The organism is Pseudomonas sp. NA-150 (genome assembly GCF_044336365.1).
In the GTDB taxonomy this organism is placed as follows: domain Bacteria; phylum Pseudomonadota; class Gammaproteobacteria; order Pseudomonadales; family Pseudomonadaceae; genus Aquipseudomonas.
In genome coordinates, this window is record NZ_CP172305.1 from 51371 (window position 1) to 66760 (window position 15390).

25 protein-coding genes and 1 tRNA gene are annotated in these 15390 nt (G+C 55.9%); 21 read left to right on the forward strand and 5 right to left on the reverse strand.

Going from position 1 to position 15390, the window contains the following annotated elements:
- Positions 1-117 precede the first annotated feature (117 nt).
- From ACF0H7_RS00190 to ACF0H7_RS00205, 4 genes are all read left to right on the forward strand, one after another.
- The gene (locus ACF0H7_RS00190) at positions 118-318 is read left to right on the forward strand and encodes a helix-turn-helix domain-containing protein (RefSeq protein ID WP_397450848.1); all 201 of its coding nucleotides are present in this window, start codon (positions 118-120) and stop codon (positions 316-318) included.
- A gap of 115 nt (positions 319-433) precedes the next feature.
- A complete protein-coding gene (locus tag ACF0H7_RS00195) occupies positions 434-670 on the forward strand; it encodes a helix-turn-helix domain-containing protein (protein ID WP_186609160.1) in 237 nt (78 codons plus the stop codon).
- A 674-nt stretch (positions 671-1344) separates the two neighbouring features.
- Positions 1345-1650 (forward strand): hypothetical protein, encoded by a 306-nt coding sequence (locus ACF0H7_RS00200; protein WP_397450849.1) that lies wholly within the window; start codon positions 1345-1347, stop codon positions 1648-1650.
- Positions 1651-1674: 24 nt separating this feature from the next.
- Positions 1675-1884: a hypothetical protein gene (locus ACF0H7_RS00205; RefSeq protein ID WP_397450850.1), complete on the forward strand. Its 210-nt coding sequence runs from the start codon at positions 1675-1677 to the stop codon at positions 1882-1884.
- 132 nt (positions 1885-2016) lie between these two features.
- On the opposite strand, the gene ACF0H7_RS00210 is transcribed toward ACF0H7_RS00205, so the two are convergent.
- The 3 genes from ACF0H7_RS00210 to ACF0H7_RS00220 all read right to left on the reverse strand — a co-directional run bounded on the left by ACF0H7_RS00210 (position 2017) and on the right by ACF0H7_RS00220 (position 2877).
- The gene (locus ACF0H7_RS00210) at positions 2017-2304 is read right to left on the reverse strand and encodes a hypothetical protein (RefSeq protein WP_397450851.1); all 288 of its coding nucleotides are present in this window, start codon (positions 2302-2304) and stop codon (positions 2017-2019) included.
- Positions 2301-2486 carry a hypothetical protein gene (locus ACF0H7_RS00215; protein WP_397450852.1) on the reverse strand — a complete coding sequence of 62 codons (186 nt, stop codon included), beginning with the start codon at positions 2484-2486 and terminating at the stop codon, positions 2301-2303. Before ACF0H7_RS00215 ends, ACF0H7_RS00210 begins: the two co-directional genes overlap by 4 nt.
- Before the next feature lie 163 nt (positions 2487-2649).
- Positions 2650-2877: a hypothetical protein gene (locus ACF0H7_RS00220; protein WP_397450853.1), complete on the reverse strand. Its 228-nt coding sequence runs from the start codon at positions 2875-2877 to the stop codon at positions 2650-2652.
- Positions 2878-3485: 608 nt separating this feature from the next.
- On the opposite strand from ACF0H7_RS00220, the gene ACF0H7_RS00225 reads away from it, so the two are divergent.
- The 15 genes from ACF0H7_RS00225 to ACF0H7_RS00295 all read left to right on the forward strand — a co-directional run bounded on the left by ACF0H7_RS00225 (position 3486) and on the right by ACF0H7_RS00295 (position 11175).
- The gene (locus ACF0H7_RS00225) at positions 3486-4406 is read left to right on the forward strand and encodes a hypothetical protein (protein WP_397450854.1); all 921 of its coding nucleotides are present in this window, start codon (positions 3486-3488) and stop codon (positions 4404-4406) included.
- A 630-nt stretch (positions 4407-5036) separates the two neighbouring features.
- Positions 5037-5222, forward strand: a complete 186-nt coding sequence (locus ACF0H7_RS00230; protein WP_397450855.1) for a hypothetical protein — start codon at positions 5037-5039, stop codon at positions 5220-5222.
- Between the two features lie 12 nt (positions 5223-5234).
- Positions 5235-5426 carry a hypothetical protein gene (locus ACF0H7_RS00235; protein WP_397450856.1) on the forward strand — a complete coding sequence of 64 codons (192 nt, stop codon included), beginning with the start codon at positions 5235-5237 and terminating at the stop codon, positions 5424-5426.
- Positions 5423-5599 (forward strand): hypothetical protein, encoded by a 177-nt coding sequence (locus ACF0H7_RS00240; protein WP_397450857.1) that lies wholly within the window; start codon positions 5423-5425, stop codon positions 5597-5599. Before ACF0H7_RS00235 ends, ACF0H7_RS00240 begins: the two co-directional genes overlap by 4 nt.
- Before the next feature lie 25 nt (positions 5600-5624).
- On the forward strand, positions 5625-6413 hold the full coding sequence (locus ACF0H7_RS00245) for a hypothetical protein (protein ID WP_397450858.1): 789 nt from the start codon (positions 5625-5627) through the stop codon (positions 6411-6413).
- A 3-nt stretch (positions 6414-6416) separates the two neighbouring features.
- A complete protein-coding gene (locus ACF0H7_RS00250) occupies positions 6417-6635 on the forward strand; it encodes a hypothetical protein (RefSeq protein ID WP_397450859.1) in 219 nt (72 codons plus the stop codon).
- Positions 6622-7053, forward strand: a complete 432-nt coding sequence (locus tag ACF0H7_RS00255) for a hypothetical protein (protein ID WP_397450860.1) — start codon at positions 6622-6624, stop codon at positions 7051-7053. The genes ACF0H7_RS00250 and ACF0H7_RS00255 overlap by 14 nt, the downstream gene beginning before the upstream one ends.
- Positions 7050-7235 carry a hypothetical protein gene (locus ACF0H7_RS00260; RefSeq protein ID WP_397450861.1) on the forward strand — a complete coding sequence of 62 codons (186 nt, stop codon included), beginning with the start codon at positions 7050-7052 and terminating at the stop codon, positions 7233-7235. Before ACF0H7_RS00255 ends, ACF0H7_RS00260 begins: the two co-directional genes overlap by 4 nt.
- Positions 7219-7554, forward strand: a complete 336-nt coding sequence (locus ACF0H7_RS00265) for a hypothetical protein (protein WP_397450862.1) — start codon at positions 7219-7221, stop codon at positions 7552-7554. Before ACF0H7_RS00260 ends, ACF0H7_RS00265 begins: the two co-directional genes overlap by 17 nt.
- Positions 7551-7934: a hypothetical protein gene (locus ACF0H7_RS00270; RefSeq protein WP_397450863.1), complete on the forward strand. Its 384-nt coding sequence runs from the start codon at positions 7551-7553 to the stop codon at positions 7932-7934. Before ACF0H7_RS00265 ends, ACF0H7_RS00270 begins: the two co-directional genes overlap by 4 nt.
- A gap of 9 nt (positions 7935-7943) precedes the next feature.
- Positions 7944-8552, forward strand: a complete 609-nt coding sequence (locus tag ACF0H7_RS00275; protein ID WP_397450864.1) for a tail assembly protein — start codon at positions 7944-7946, stop codon at positions 8550-8552.
- Positions 8549-9190 carry a tail assembly protein gene (locus tag ACF0H7_RS00280; RefSeq protein ID WP_397450865.1) on the forward strand — a complete coding sequence of 214 codons (642 nt, stop codon included), beginning with the start codon at positions 8549-8551 and terminating at the stop codon, positions 9188-9190. Before ACF0H7_RS00275 ends, ACF0H7_RS00280 begins: the two co-directional genes overlap by 4 nt.
- A 44-nt stretch (positions 9191-9234) precedes the next feature.
- On the forward strand, positions 9235-9666 hold the full coding sequence (locus tag ACF0H7_RS00285) for a hypothetical protein (protein ID WP_397450866.1): 432 nt from the start codon (positions 9235-9237) through the stop codon (positions 9664-9666).
- Positions 9667-9695: 29 nt separating this feature from the next.
- Positions 9696-10421, forward strand: a complete 726-nt coding sequence (locus ACF0H7_RS00290; RefSeq protein WP_397450867.1) for a hypothetical protein — start codon at positions 9696-9698, stop codon at positions 10419-10421.
- Between the two features lie 139 nt (positions 10422-10560).
- Complete coding sequence (locus ACF0H7_RS00295; RefSeq protein WP_397450868.1) at positions 10561-11175, forward strand: recombinase family protein; 615 nt, start codon at positions 10561-10563, stop codon at positions 11173-11175.
- A gap of 1 nt (position 11176) precedes the next feature.
- Here the strand turns inward: ACF0H7_RS00295 and ACF0H7_RS00300 are convergent, their stop codons facing one another.
- Together ACF0H7_RS00300 and ACF0H7_RS00305 are read right to left on the reverse strand one after the other, a co-directional pair.
- Positions 11177-11488 carry a hypothetical protein gene (locus ACF0H7_RS00300; protein ID WP_397450869.1) on the reverse strand — a complete coding sequence of 104 codons (312 nt, stop codon included), beginning with the start codon at positions 11486-11488 and terminating at the stop codon, positions 11177-11179.
- Positions 11489-12065: 577 nt separating this feature from the next.
- Positions 12066-12142, reverse strand: a tRNA-Arg gene (locus tag ACF0H7_RS00305).
- 342 nt (positions 12143-12484) lie between these two features.
- Between ACF0H7_RS00305 and gabD the strand changes: the two genes are divergently transcribed.
- A complete protein-coding gene (gene gabD, locus ACF0H7_RS00310; protein WP_397450870.1) occupies positions 12485-13927 on the forward strand; it encodes an NADP-dependent succinate-semialdehyde dehydrogenase in 1443 nt (480 codons plus the stop codon).
- A 140-nt stretch (positions 13928-14067) separates the two neighbouring features.
- Positions 14068-15348: a 4-aminobutyrate--2-oxoglutarate transaminase gene (gabT, locus tag ACF0H7_RS00315; RefSeq protein ID WP_397450871.1), complete on the forward strand. Its 1281-nt coding sequence runs from the start codon at positions 14068-14070 to the stop codon at positions 15346-15348.
- The last annotated feature ends 42 nt before the right edge of the window (positions 15349-15390 follow it).

Here is a 15390-nt window from a genome sequence, read left to right on the forward strand (position 1 = left end):
TTCTCTCGTCAATCCGAATAAGTACGAATGAATTTAGCAATTGCTTGCACAATTAGAATTTCTAAATATAGACTAGCAACCACTGGCATCCATCAACCCAGCCAGAAGGAGTCGTTTATGTCGCAAATCGCTGCTCTGTCGCCCCTCTCCGTTAGCGTTGAGGAAGCAGCACGTATGACCGGTTACTCGAGGTCGGGGATTTATGAAGTCATGGCTAATGGGGATCTGAAGGCGTTCAAGCTCGGCAAGCGCCGCTTGATCCTTGTGGCCGAATTGAAGGCATGGATAGAACGCGCAGCAAAAGCGGGGGCTCGTTGATTTGCGGAATAAGGGAGGTCGTTTCGCGCAGGGCTGCGCTTAGGATTGCCCTGACGGTGTTCGAGCACCGCCAGAGCAAGTACACACTGGGTAGCACCAACGTGAGCATCAAACTATGACACGACACTCTTCCACCGAGCAAGATCGCAAGATGATTGAAGCCCTTCGCAACGGGCCGGTATCGACCATCGAAGCAGCGAAAGACCTGGATATCGTCCAGCCCCCGAACACGATCCGCCGCCTCAGGAAAAAGGGGTTCGAGATCCGCACCTACTGGACGCATCAGTCCACGGAGCCAGGCCGGCCGCCGCACCGGGTTGCGAAATACATTCTGATGCGCGAAGCGTCGTAATTCACCGATTGCAGGATGCCCTCATAACTGAGGGCATCTCTGCGCCTGCTCGTGAGTCGCTGAATGGCTAAGAAGCAAGTAAGGCGTGACGCTGACTGGGGTGGGCGTGGCGCGTACATGATCCCTAGGCTCCTGGGCGAGCACCCTGACTTCTGCACCATGACTGGTTCGGAGTGTCGCGTATTCAATTTGCTTATTTCCCAATATCGAGGAAACAACAACGGCGACCTGGCCGCGACTGAATCCATGATGGAAGTCCGTGGGGGCATGGCAAAGAACACTCTACGTGGAGCTCTGCAGGGCCTCCAGGATAGGAATCTGATCGTTAAAACACGCGACAACTTCAAGGGTGAGAACGGGATGAAGCCCAGTCTGTACGCACTTACGTGGCTGCGAATTCACGACTGTCCAGGAAAGCTGCTTCACCTCGGGCCGACGGAACGGCCAATCCGAAAACTAGCCCCATGATTTCGATTTTTGCAGGGTCAATTATTGATCCGTGTAGGGTCAATTTTTGATCCCTTATTTTCCGGTTGCGTCTGGTTATGTATACGCCCCGGTTTGAAGGGGTCAAAAATTGAACCCTTGCCGGGCTTTTTGAAGGGGTGAACGGATCAAAAACTGATCCCCTTTATAACTATTACCATCCCCACTACCGAGAACAGGAGCAGATAATGGGTGTCACGTTGAAGAAGTACGAGATCCGCGCAGCCATGAAGGAGTACTTCCTCGTGCCCGATTCGATCATGCGCGGTGCGGAGTGGCGTAAAGCTCCGCAGTACTCGAGGATGGTGCTTGTGAGTTTCTTTCATCAGATCTGGGATGCGCGTCCCCGAGAGCTGCGCCCGGATGTTTCGGGCGAGGTTCCCCAGCTGAAACTCCGTAAAGCTCTGGCAGACCTCGTTGAACGCGGGTTGATCGTGAAGACGCTCACCAAGCCGGACCGCTACGCTTTAAACTTTCCGCCATACGCGCAGTAACGCGCCGGCCACCTGGAGCGAACTATGTCCGTGATCGATTGCGACTACCTGCCAATCACCAAAGTTGAGTTCCCGCCAGAGCTAGCATTGCTGATCGTGCGCAAGGCTCAGGCGATGGCAGTAGCGTTTGAGGAGAAGGCGCTGGACAAGATGACGCTTGATGCCCGGCGCGCGCTGCAGGGTGGCGTGAAGCCTCGGCAGATCGCGAGACAGATGGGACTGGTGCCGGCCTGATATGGTCCAGCTTTGGGCCATGGCGCAAATCTGCTCCATCAAAGCCCAGGCGCAACAAACCCGCAACGAGTGCGGGCCTTGGGTTGATGGCCGGCACCACCCGGTTACAGGGTAGTGCCCAGTTGCGGCACATCAGTCGTCGATTCCTTTTCGTTTACCCACCACCCCAAAAGACGCACCTACGTGGCGATGCCGCCAGCAGAAGTTACCGCTGAAGATGCGGATCAGCTCAATATGGCGCGCGATATCAGAGGCGACCCCATTTTCCTCGCGGCACAGCAGAGGGTCGAGCAACGGCCACAGTATCTGTACGAGCTTGTTGAGCTCCTCGCGGGCGAAGTTCATCGAGCACATTTCTTGCGGGCTCAAGATCACCTGGTGCAGTAGTTCGCCCTCGGCGACGTAGGGCTGCAGATTCATTGCACACCCCCAGCGCTGACGCCGTTGAACTGGTCAACACAAGGCAGAACCTTAACGCTGATGGCACCCAGCATCTTGAGCGGGGCCAGGTCGTTCAGCTTGATCGATGCGGGCAGTTTCATAGTGCCGATGATTTGCCCGCGCACATCCATGATTTGAATGATATTGTGCTGAAATTGCATGACGTATACCTCAAAGTGGCGTCGTGTGATGGCTAGGCCGCTGTTGACGCAGCGGCCTGGCACCTCTTCTTAATGTCCCGAACTTTCGGGATATCTAATTACGGGATTTCCCCACCTTTGATGTCCGAATATCCGACATCAAAACTACCGGGATTCCGGTGGTTTACTCTTTACCCTTCTCAGCGATCCAGCCTGCCGCCCAACTCAACGGGTCTTTCGACGCCATCGGCTTAAGTGGCTTGCCGTCCCGTGCTGCCTGCTTGCCTTCCTCCTCCGTTTCCGTGTGAACCCACACCGTGGTTTGCCTAAAGCCCAGTTCGCGCTGTCGCTCCTTGTAGAGCCTTTGGCGATCAGCCGCCGATAGCGGTCCCTTCGAGTCGTCTTCCTTCATTGCGGCCTCCGTTAGCAGTCACGACGGAGTAATGGTGCGCCTTCGTTAGCAGTCACGCAATAGGGAGGATGCAAAATAAATGCTGCCCCTGGTATGGGGTGGTGATTCGCCGAGGCATCTGCCATACCGAAACGGGAGGATAGGCCAGGGCTGTAGGAGCGAAGGGATCGGCTGAAAATTTAGCCAATCAAGATGCCGGAAATGTTGCCGGTATCTGCCCAATACCCGGGTAGTTTCGGATTTCGAATCCAGAAGATCGATTTCAAATTCAGTTTTGCCGAGACGACGTGCCGCCGCTGCGTCTGAATGCCCTCAAATCTGAGGATATAGATCTGCTCAAAACTGAGCACATCTCAAAGCCATAATTCCGGCTTTGCCGAGTGAGGCGATCCGGTATCTGTGGGCTGGCTTGGTTTCGCTGAAGTCTTCCCCCAATGAGGGAATACGATTCGCGAGTCGTTCCGATTTTATCGGTACCGCGCCCGAATGGCGAAACGCCACAATGTGGTGAAAGCGATACGGTGGCTAATCCGAAGGTGCCCCTAATATCTTGATTTCCCGCTGACGGTATGGCTACTTGGCATTAGTCCTTTCAAGAATGAAAACCAATGTCCACAAAACGAAAAATCGCTTTCGCATATCACCTTTCTGGCTGGAACTTTGACGGCGGCAACCGCGATACCCTCAAAGCAAGCCAGCGGGTCGCGCCAGATGAATATGAAGAAGAGATGATGGGTAACCTGTTTTGCCCGGGTTGCTATACGAACGTCGAGCGTACCCCTAAAAAAAAGGACATCTTCACTAACCAACGCGATCCTTTCTACCGTCACTTAAATCGGTGGCAGCACGTCGCGTGTGTATTGAGAGCAAAGAGACCGGTTGGAAAACGGTATGACACGTGGGAAGAAGCCCGACGGGCGATCGAGCACGAACACCTGGCGATCGTGAAGGAATTTTTGCAGGAGAAACCTGAGGTCCGATTGGCCCCAAGCAACGAGTATGACGAAACGCCAGTTGAGGACATCGAAGGGCCTTTGTCGGAGGTGCCAATAGGAAGGCATGAAGGTGAATCTTTCGAGTTACCCAGCTCAATTACCACCATCGCGGGCATATGCCGGAACTTCGAAAAAAACAAGGACAAGTACTTTTTTCTGCCGCAGGCTACGCACGCGGTGAAGCTAGCAGAGCTGCTCACAGCTATCGCTGACGTTGATTACGATATTATGGATAGCCCCCAGACACCTCGCCTGTACTACGGAAAGATCATCGGCAGTCACAACGCTGGGAGCCACGATACCTCTACCCGGATGACTAAACTTGTTTGCAATTCCGCCGTAAAGGACTTTTATGTGAAACTTCCAAACGGCTTCTGTCGAGATAAAGGGATTACCGACAACTCTAGAGGGCGCATCGTAATGTTTTTCGGGAAAATCACCGAGAGCGGCATCGGCTTAGCAGCAACGAATCTCGCTTGGGGAGAGATCGCTTTGGTTCCAGCTAAATACAATGAACTGCTGATTCCCGAGTGATAAACGCGCTGAGTATCCATCTGCGAGACAGACGAATCGTCCGAATCGGATCATTTGATCTGCCTTCTTCGCCTTAACCCGAACGATTCTGTCATCCCAGCACCGGATGTCGGCCGGCCCTGACAGCAGGCCGGAGCAGGTAAATGGCACGAAACCCCGTGGCATCTTGCCGCGCCACGTTTTCGTGATTCGCAAATCGTGGCGCGTGACAATATGGCGCTTCTCCGGCGTGAGAAGAACTGCTGCGCCGATCCTAGTGGGTCCATTCCCCACTGAGGGTTGGAGGCTTCCACCAATGGTGGGAGTTGTCCCGCCCTGCGTTGCAGGCTGGATTTGAAATCCGACTTCTAACGACTCCCCTTTCGTTATCCGAAGTACTCCCGATTTTATCCGGACTCAAATTGAGGATGAACTGAGCCGAAAGCTCGGCTCTGTATCAATTTGCCTGCCTCCGACTTAATGCAACAAAAAAGCCTCCCCCGATCAGCTACAAACCAACTATTTCAGTCCCGTTTGATCCGGTTGCGTGTAGCACCTAAGGTGCACTTAAAAAGCACTGTACAAATACCCAATTAAGCGTAAATCTGCCCTCAGTCGTCGCAATTTTCGACATCCGCCAGAGGGCAAATCATGACTTTCACCGCCGAGCATCAGCCAGCCAAAGGCCGTGGACCATCCAAGAAAGCAACCCAGGCAGAAGTGAGCGAGGCCTGGTGCCGACTGCGCTCTGCGGCGGGCAATGGCGATATTCAGGCCAGCGCGCTTTTGATTGCACTGGCCGAGCGCCGTCCACTTCTCTCATCTCTTCCCGCATAGGTCTCAATCACCATGGAAAAAGTTATCGAAGACATGAACAAGGCGCTTGATCTGCTCCAGCAGGTCGACGCGATTCTCGATCAATACCCCGAAGACCGCCAATTGCAGGCCGCTCGAATTCCAGCGGCCACCACCGCCGGCGCAATCAAGAAGCACATCCGTATTGAGCAGGGCGAAGACGCTTACGGCAGCGCAATGCAATGAAGGATCAAAAGCGCGAAGTAGTTCGCCAGCGCGCCGCCCAGGCCGGGATCGCCATAGATGCGATTCCCTCAGGCGGCTATCGCATCCACGGCCGAAACGGCTACATCGATTTTCTTGTCAGCGACCTGGCAGATGTCTGCCTAAACGACCTCGCCCCACAGCGCTGGAAATAGCCAGCCGCAGCCCCTGGAGAAACCCATGCAAGTAAAAAACCTTCGCGCTACATCTGGCGGCAAAGATCGCATCGTCGGTATGTGGCGTCACGCCCAAGACGGCATCTTCTCTGGTCTTTACCAGATCGCTACCGATGCCCGTAACCATGTGTCCGGCCTGCAAATCGCGGCCATGAATTTCAACAGCGATACTCGCTTGTCTGCCGAGGCAAAAAAAGACGACATCAAAAGCGCAGCCAAAGACCGGCTTTATTTCCTTGGCCAACTGCAGCGCAAGCTTGACGAGGTGCGCGCAATCCACAAAACCCAAGCCGCAAGGCTGACATCCGTGACGCCTTACCGTGACGGTGATTCCATCGCCGTACAAATCGATCTGGCCCTTGCGGCACAGCTCCGCGCAATGACGCCTTCTGAGCGTACCTCGCACCTTCTCATGGGCACTACTAAGGCCTACGTTGACGCAATGTTGCGTCTTCCTCGGGAATTAAGCGGTGTTAGCCCTGACTGGTACGCCCGAGTTCAAAAAGAGGCCTTAATACGCGCTAACCCTCGCGAAGCCCAGGAATTCGAAGATCTGTATCAGGCTGCCGAGGATGCTCAGGACACCATTCACCGCGCGTTTCAACTGATCGGTAAAGACAGCGGCATCAGTCTTGACGACCAGGTTGGCGCGGCCGGCGACAGCGCAAACGACCTCGTAACGGGCGTCCATCCCGGCACCGTAGATCGCATCAAAGAACGCCTCGACGCGATCGAGAAAGAGGAAGCTGAGCAGGAAGCCGAGGCCATCAAGCAAATTCAGGGGGCCGCGTAACGCATGGGGCTTTCTGCACGCTACCGCCCCATCGAACTGGGCGAACTGTTCTATCGCGCCCTGCGTGGCCTGCCTCCGAAATACCACGTTCGACTCAAGCAAGATGGCCGGACGTTGGCAGTGCTGCAGGGCGATAGCGAGCAGGAGGCCCGTGACCGCGCCCAGCGGCTCGCAGACACCCTTTACCCGACAGGTAAGGGGGTTGTCATTGAGCGATCTTAAAGACCTTAAAGAGCGGAACAAAAACGGCACATTCAAGGCCGGCGTCTCAGGTAATCCCGGTGGCAGGTCTGGTGAAACCCAGGCTATCCGCGCCAAGTTGGCCATGGGCGCCGAGGACGTCACCGAAAAGGTGCTCGAAGCAGCGAAAGGCGGAGATATGCAGGCCTGCCGTCTGATTCTTGAGCGCCTCATTCCAGCGCTCAAGCCCACCTCTGACCCTGTGCGTTTCGACCTCGACGACACCGACCTGATTACTACTGCTCGATCGATCATGCGCGCGATCGCCGCCGGCACCCTCCCTGCCGAACAGGGAAAGGTTCTGCTTGATGCCGTCCTGGGGATGTCCCGAGTTATCGAAGTGGCCGACCTTGAGCGCCGCCTGAAAGCGATAGAGGCGAGCATGGAGGGTGATGAATGAGGATTGCCGCGAAATTAGACCAGTTGGAGCGCCTGATGCGTGTAGGTGAGTTTGATCTGACAGTGAAGGCTATCAGCCAGGTGATGGACGAATGCGCCGCAGCGGCAATGGGTGGCGGCCCGATCAAACAACCCAAATCATTGCTCAACCTGATGGAGGGCGCAGATGCAAAAGACGATTAAGGCTCGACTGGAAGATCTGGAAAACCAGCTCTCAAGCCGATTAGAAACCCCCATGATGATCGTTGTCGATGTGGTGAACGCGAGCGGTGAAGGCCCTGAGATGGCACCGCCGTCGGGGTACACGTGCGACATCAAAGGCCGGCGACACTATTTCCCTGGTACGTCAGACCAAGCCGTCGCAGCAGCTCGCGCACTGATCGATCTGGAGCCGCGAGCACGTGGCATGGCAAGGCCTGTCCCCGTACTTATGGCTTGCCTGATCGCACCGACCGATGACACTACGACAGACGCCAGTGGCGCTAACGGAGTAAATGAATGAGTAACCAACACAGCAACACCGACCGGCAACCGCCAACCCACAAGGAGCGCTTCGCCGAGGCGTGCAAGACCACTGAGTTTACTCCGCACGCCGCAAGCCCGGGCTTTGTTGTGTGGGATGTTCAGCACGTTCGTGATGGGCAGAAAGTTAATATCGACGGACCTTTTTTCACTGAGGATGAAGCGCGGATCTCAGCCGACCTGCTTCGCGGGACGTTCCGGGGCGCGCGCGCACAGGATGTGAACTGGTTTGTTGGCGTCCAGCATAAACAGATAGTCACAGAGCATTGCGTGGCGTCACGAACACTTCTGGCCAGACAGCTTGGGGTCGTTTTCACCCCGGCATCACCCACCGCACCGAGCGCCCCCAGCGGCGCATAGGAGACGCATATGGCCATGGCCATTGAGTACACCCCTCTTACCACAATCAAGCTTTACGGCGTTCTGCGCAGATTTGGGCGCAGGTTTGATTTGGCGGTGCGCAGTCCTGCCGAAGCCGTCCGCGCTCTCTGCGTTCAGATTCCCGGTTTCGAAAAATTCCTTTCGTCCAGCAAAGAGAAAGGGGTGGAATACGCCGTGTTTCGCGGAAAGCAAAACCTTGCAGAAGGCGAACTCGGCTTCCATGGCAAAGGCGAAATCCGCATTGCTCCAGTGATAGCTGGCAGTAAGCGCGGCGGCGCGTTGCAGACTGTCATCGGCGCCGTGCTGATCGTCGTTGGCCTCGTCATCACAACTGGCACCTTTGGCGCCGGGGCCCCATTTGGGTCTGCCTTGATCGTGATGGGCGCATCAATGGCGCTTGGCGGCGTCATCCAGATGCTTAGCCCGCAGGCAAAAGGCTTGAAGACCAGTGGTGCGCCAGAGAACACGCCAGGGTATGCATTTGGCAGCGCCAAAAACACAACCGCATCGGGCAACCCGGTAGCCATTGCGTGCGGTAGACGCAGGTGGGGCGGAGCAATCATTTCCGCAGGTATTTACGCGGAGGACCAGGTATGAGCGCAACAAACTACGCACCGAATCAGCGTCTTCGCACAATCCGTCTGCATGGCGTGCTGGGCAAGCGTTTTGGTGGCAGGCACAGCCTGGCTGTAAACAGCACTGCAGAAGCCGTGAGAGCATTGAGCGTGCTTTTTCCTGGCTTCGAACAATTCATGATGGAAGCCAAAGATAGAGGCCTTACCTTCGCGGTATTCCACGGAAAGCGGAACATCAGCAAGGAAGAACTCGGCGATCCACCTGGGCGCGCGGACATCCGGATTGCGCCGGTTATTCAAGGCTCCAAGCGGGCAGGAACGCTTCAAACAATTGTCGGTATCGCCCTGGTGGTGGTCGCCTCGCTCGCAACCTACGGCACCGGCGCGGCTGCTGCTGGTGGAGCACTATTCGGTGGCGGGGTTTGGGGCGTCGTGGGTGCGGTTGGTATTTCTCTCACTCTCGGCGGTGTGGCTCAAATGATTGCCGGCACGCCCAAAGGTCTTGGGGCACAAGACGCCGCTGATAACAGGGCGAGCTACGATTTCAATGGCCCCGTGAACACTAAGGCCCAAGGTAATCCGGTGCCGCTAGGTTATGGCCGTATGATTGTAGGAAGCGCCGTTATCAGTGCTGGAATCTACGCAGAAGACCAAACCTGACACCAATGCTACGATCGAGCAATCAACTCCCATGGATGACTTCAATGAAACACGCTTTCGCTGTCCTGGCTTTCGCTGGCGCGCTTGCTGGTTGCTCGACCACTCCCGTCCCGTTCGATCAGGCCAAACCAATCGCCGGTGACCGAGTGCTGGCTTTTGGAACGAAACCGTCTGTTCCCTTCGGCATGATCGTCGTCGCGCGCGACACCGGCTTCATTGCCGGGGGCTGTTTCGTTTCTGTGCACGTCGACGGTAAGCCAGTTGCCCGGATCGACACGGGAGAAGTAGTGAAGCTCTACGTGCCGGCTGGCGAACACCTGGTAGGACTTGGCGCTGACCAGCAAGGGAAAGGGATGTGCGACTCGGGCGGCGGCTTGAAAGAGCAGGCGGCAAATCTCAAAGAGGGCCAGGTAAAAAGGTTCAGGATCGGTGGAGATTCAAATGTCGGGCTGGATATCCGCCCCAGTTCCCTCTGATTCGCCACCCGAGCACTGGAAGACCAAGAATGGATGTAAAAAGAATCTGGCGTAGGGAAGCAAGCAAGAGAAGCGCCAACGAAGCAAGAAAAGACCGAGTGTTCAGAAATTGGCCTATTCACGCGCAACGGGCGGTTGTAGTTTTTAACGCGTTTGCACTCGAGGCCAAGAAGCACAATGTCTCTATGTTTGTGACGGAACCAGAATGGATTGAATTGGCCAACCGGCATCTAGGAAATCAGCTGGGGGAGTTTCCGATCGGAGTGACAAGCGTATGTCTTCGCTTCGGTCTGCAGTACACAAGCGAGGGGCTCCTAACTCGAACCGCCGATGGTGATTCTTCCGAACTGTATATCGAAAGAGGCGCAGAGCTGCTGATTCACCACTCGCCAAGCGACGGTGTTATTCATGTGTTCTTCAAAGCCCCTGTGATGAGATCTGAGCCATCAGAGGAAAATGAGCCGCTCCTATACACTCATACGCACAATACCGACGTTCTAACTAGCGATTGGCTTGCAGCTCTGCTTCCCCCATTCCTCACCTTTAACCGCGTCGAAAGCGTTCTTGAGCGACCGAGTATTTTTGATTCGCTTCAGGTCAGATGGTGGCGGTTCAGGGATATCAGAAATCGCCGCGGGTACCTGAAAGAATTTCAGCACATCCTGACCCCTTGGGAGCTATTGATATTGGCGGCAATTGTGGCCATTCCAGGCGCGCTAATATTCAGCCTGGTTAAATTCATCATGCAGCCATGAGGAAGGCTCCATCCTCAAATTAGGGTATGCCTGAGCTGATACGCGCAGATTCACGCTTTTTTACGTTTTTCGCTTGATAAGTGACACCCAAAGTGCAACAGTATTAGTGAGACACCTTAACTGATACGGGAAGCACATCATGTTCATCCGCGCATACCTTCGAGCCTCAACCGATGAGCAGGACGCCGGCCGCGCCCGGGCGTCACTCGAGCAATTCGCCAGCGACCACAACAAAGTCATCGCCAGCGAATACTTGGAGAATGCCAGCGGCGCTGCGGCGGATCGGCCGGAGTTGCTGCGCCTGCTCAAGGATGCGCGCAAGGGTGACGTGCTGCTGGTGGAATCCATAGATCGACTTTCCCGACTCCCCGCCGAAGACTGGCAGAAGCTCAAGGCGTCGATTGACTCCAAGGGCCTGCGCATCGTTGCACTGGATCTGCCAACCAGCCACCAGGGTATGCAGGACACCAAGGGCGACGAGTTCACCGGCCGGATGCTGGGTGCAATCAATTCGATGCTGGTGGAAATGATGGCCGCGATCGCGCGCAAGGATTACGAGCAGCGCCGCGAGCGCCAGGCCCAAGGTATTGAGAAGGCCAAGGCTGACGGCAAGTACCAAGGGCGCCCGGTCGACGCCGATCTGCACAAGCGTGTGAACGAATTACTGAAGGCGGGGCTTGGCATTCGCGCGACGGCGCGGCACGCGGACTGCTCGACCACTACAGTGCTGCGCATCAGGGGCCGCTCATCTTAACTCACCTAGTATTTCGCGGCGCCTGTTGCTGCGGCGTCAATTGGGGCTGTGGTGCTGTAGGCGCTGGCTGGCTATAAACCGTGCGTTTCGCCATATCCATACCAAAATCGATAGCTTTGTTGCCTAGATATCCGCCAATCCCGATTACAACTGTAATTACAGCAGTGGCTGCGTATATCTGCTTTTCCACGTTGGATAGCTTAGATTTGACTTTGGATTGCTCATCCTTTAACTCGACCACCTTTTCGGTCAGATTGCGGATGCTACCCTCCATTGACGTCATCGCTACCTTCAGGTCGATAAAGGCTTGCATAGCCCAGTCGGGGCCAGACTTGGGCGGTGTGGAATCTGGTGGCGAGGGCGTAGTGTCATCGTCACGTCGATGTCTAACCATTATGCCTCCCACCTTGACTTGATCCATTCCCAAATATTTGTTGGTGCTCGTCCGTAGTACGAGCTGATTGCTGCCACAACTCCGGTTCCGGTAGTACCATCGGTGACGCCCGTCAGATTCGACAACTCCTGGCTCGTACCAGAATAGCTAACCGCGAACCCTGAGGTTGGAAGCTTGATAAAATCTAGCTTTCCACTGGCCTTAAGCGACTCAAGCTCGCGTTCGATCAGCGGAGGGTTGGCGATGGGGACGATCAGAAATATAGCCATTAGATTTACAGTCCGTTTCGAGCTCATCCATGATATTGGGGTGAGTATCATCTATATCAAAGACACCCCGCCATCCCAATCAGTCAATATTTCAGACGAAGCTATTTAACTTAGAAAAAAGCCCCGTCAGGGCTACCTGTGCGGGGCTTTTTTTGGCTGCTGCTGTCACCCTGCTGTCACGGGCGTATCTGCTGGCAGGCGGGTTAGGCTGTAAGCCTTGAATTAATTGGTGCACCAGGCGGGATTCGAACCCACGACCACTGCCTTCGGAGGGCAGTACTCTATCCAGCTGAGCTACTGGTGCAACGCGGGCGCCATGATACTCATCTGGGGGCCGGGCGTCCATGCTGGCAAGCGGCGTTGTGGATTTTGCACGTAACCAGTGTCATTGATCCGACAATAATCACCAAAACGACGTTTTCGTTCTTTTTTTCGAACAGGCTATTGTCCTTTACCCTAGTAGTCCCTAGGATTCGTTTGAGATTTCAAACGCTTTTGGCCGAATGCCAACCGCACGATTGTTGATCGATGCGTTCTGAGTGGTTGAGTCCGGTAACGATTTCCTGACGGCCACCTCTCTATAGAGGTGCCTCGAACAATTAAAATATCCGCCCCGCGTCTGCGCGGTGCTGTTTAGGAGGCCGACATGCAGCTTAAAGATCCTACGTTGTTCCGCCAGCAAGCCTACGTTGATGGTGCTTGGCTGGATGCTGACAGTGGTCAGACGATCAAGGTTAACAACCCGGCTACCAACGAAATCCTCGGCACCGTTCCAAAGATGGGCGCCGTTGAAACCCGTCGTGCCATTGAAGCTGCAGACAAAGCCCTGCCGGCCTGGCGTGCACTGACCGCCAAAGAGCGTTCGAACAAGCTGCGTCGCTGGTTCGAATTGATGATCGAAAACCAGGACGACCTCGCGCGCCTGATGACCCTGGAGCAGGGCAAGCCATTGGCCGAAGCCAAGGGCGAGATCGTTTATGCCGCTTCCTTTATTGAGTGGTTCGCTGAAGAAGCCAAGCGCGTCTATGGCGACGTGATCCCGGGTCACCAGCCGGACAAGCGTCTGATCGTGATCAAGCAACCGATCGGTGTGACCGCTGCGATTACGCCGTGGAACTTCCCGGCCGCGATGATCACCCGTAAAGCCGGCCCGGCGCTGGCGGCGGGTTGCACCATGGTGCTCAAGCCAGCTTCGCAAACTCCGTTCTCGGCATTGGCATTGGCCGAACTGGCACAGCGTGCCGGCATTCCGAAAGGCGTATTCAGCGTTGTCACCGGCAGTGCTGGCGATATCGGCGGCGAGCTGACCAGCAACCCGATCGTGCGCAAACTGTCGTTCACTGGTTCCACCGAAGTCGGTCGTCAGCTGATGGCTGAATGCGCGAAGGACATCAAGAAAGTCTCGCTGGAGCTGGGCGGCAACGCGCCGTTTATCGTGTTCGACGACGCCGATCTGGACAAGGCTGTCGAAGGGGCGATTATCTCCAAGTACCGTAACAACGGTCAGACCTGCGTCTGCGCCAACCGCCTGTACATTCAGGACGGTGTTTACGATGCGTTCGCCGACAAGCTGAAAGCCGCAGTTGCCAAGCTCAAAATCGGTAATGGTCTGGACGAAGGCACCACCACGGGTCCGCTGATCGATGAGAAAGCAGTGACCAAGGTCAAGGAACACATCGCCGATGCCATCGCCAAAGGCGCGACGGTGCTGACCGGCGGCAACAGCCTGGAAGGCAACTTCTTTGAGCCGACTATTCTGGTCAACGTTTCCAAAGATGCAGCTGTGTCCAAGGAAGAAACCTTTGGCCCACTGGCTCCGCTGTTCCGCTTCAAAGACGAAGCCGAAGTGATCGCGATGGCCAACGACACCGAATTCGGTCTGGCGTCGTATTTCTACGCTCGTGACCTGAGCCGTGTGTTCCGTGTTTCCGAAGCGCTGGAATACGGCATGGTCGGCGTCAATACCGGTCTGATCTCCAACGAAGTCGCGCCATTTGGCGGCATCAAGGCGTCGGGTCTGGGCCGCGAAGGTTCCAAGTACGGCATCGAAGATTACCTGGAAATCAAATACCTGTGCCTGGGCATCTAATTCTGTCAGCACAGTCGTAACACGTAATTCACCTGGTAGCCGGGAAGTTGCAGCAGTCGATCATCGAATGCTGCTGCAACTGCCAACCGGCTGCTTAATCCTTGAACCACGCCGCCCGATGAGCGGTGACTGAGGAATTCATGAGCAAGACTAACGAATCAATGATGCAACGCCGCAATGCCGCTGTTCCGCGCGGTGTTGGCCAGATCCACCCGATCTTCGCCGCTTCGGCCAAGAACGCTACCGTGACCGACATTGAAGGTCGTGAGTTCATCGACTTCGCCGGCGGCATCGCGGTATTGAACACCGGTCACCTGCACCCGAAAGTCATCGCGGCCGTGCAAGAGCAACTGACCAAACTGACTCACACCTGCTTCCAGGTACTGGCTTACGAGCCGTATGTAGAGCTGTGCGAAAAAATCAACGCTCGCGTACCGGGTAACTTCGACAAGAAAACCTTGTTGGTCACCACCGGTTCCGAAGCGGTAGAAAACGCTGTGAAAATCGCCCGCGCTGCCACTGGCCGTGCTGGTGTGATCGCGTTCACCGGCGCTTACCACGGCCGTACCATGATGACCCTGGGTCTGACCGGTAAAGTCGTGCCTTACTCGGCCGGCATGGGCCTGATGCCAGGCGGCGTATTCCGCGCACTGTTCCCGTGCGAGCTGCACGGCGTGAGCGTTGACGATTCCATCGCCAGCATCGAACGCATCTTCAAGAACGATGCCGAGCCGCGTGACATCGCTGCGATCATCATCGAGCCGGTTCAGGGCGAAGGCGGTTTCTACGTCGCGCCGAAAGAATTCATGCTGCGTCTGCGCGCCCTGTGCGACAAGCACGGCATTCTGCTGATCGCCGACGAAGTACAAACCGGCGCTGGCCGTACCGGTACGTTCTTCGCGATGGAACAGATGGGCGTTGCTGCCGACCTGACCACCTTTGCTAAATCCATCGCTGGCGGTTTCCCGTTGGCTGGTGTGTGTGGCAAAGCCGAATACATGGACGCCATTGCTCCAGGCGGCCTGGGCGGTACTTATGCCGGTAGCCCGGTGGCTTGCGCAGCTGCGCTGGCCGTGCTGGAAGTGTTTGACGAAGAGAACCTGCTGGACCGTTGCAAAGCGGTCGGCGAGCATCTGGTGACCGGTCTGCGTGCCATCCAGGCCAAGCACCCGGTGATCGGCGAAGTTCGTGCGCTGGGCGCGATGATTGCGGTCGAGCTGTTCGAAGACGGCGACTCGCACAAGCCTAACGCTGCTGCGGTGGCTCAGGTTGTGGCCAAGGCACGCGACAAGGGTTTGATCCTGCTGTCGTGCGGTACTTACGGCAACGTGTTGCGCGTGCTGGTTCCGCTGACTGCTGACGACGCGCTGCTGGACAAAGGTCTGGCGATCCTCGAAGAGTGCTTCGCCGAAATCGCGTAAATGTGACCGAGTCGACAAAAAAACCCGCTTCGGCGGGTTTTT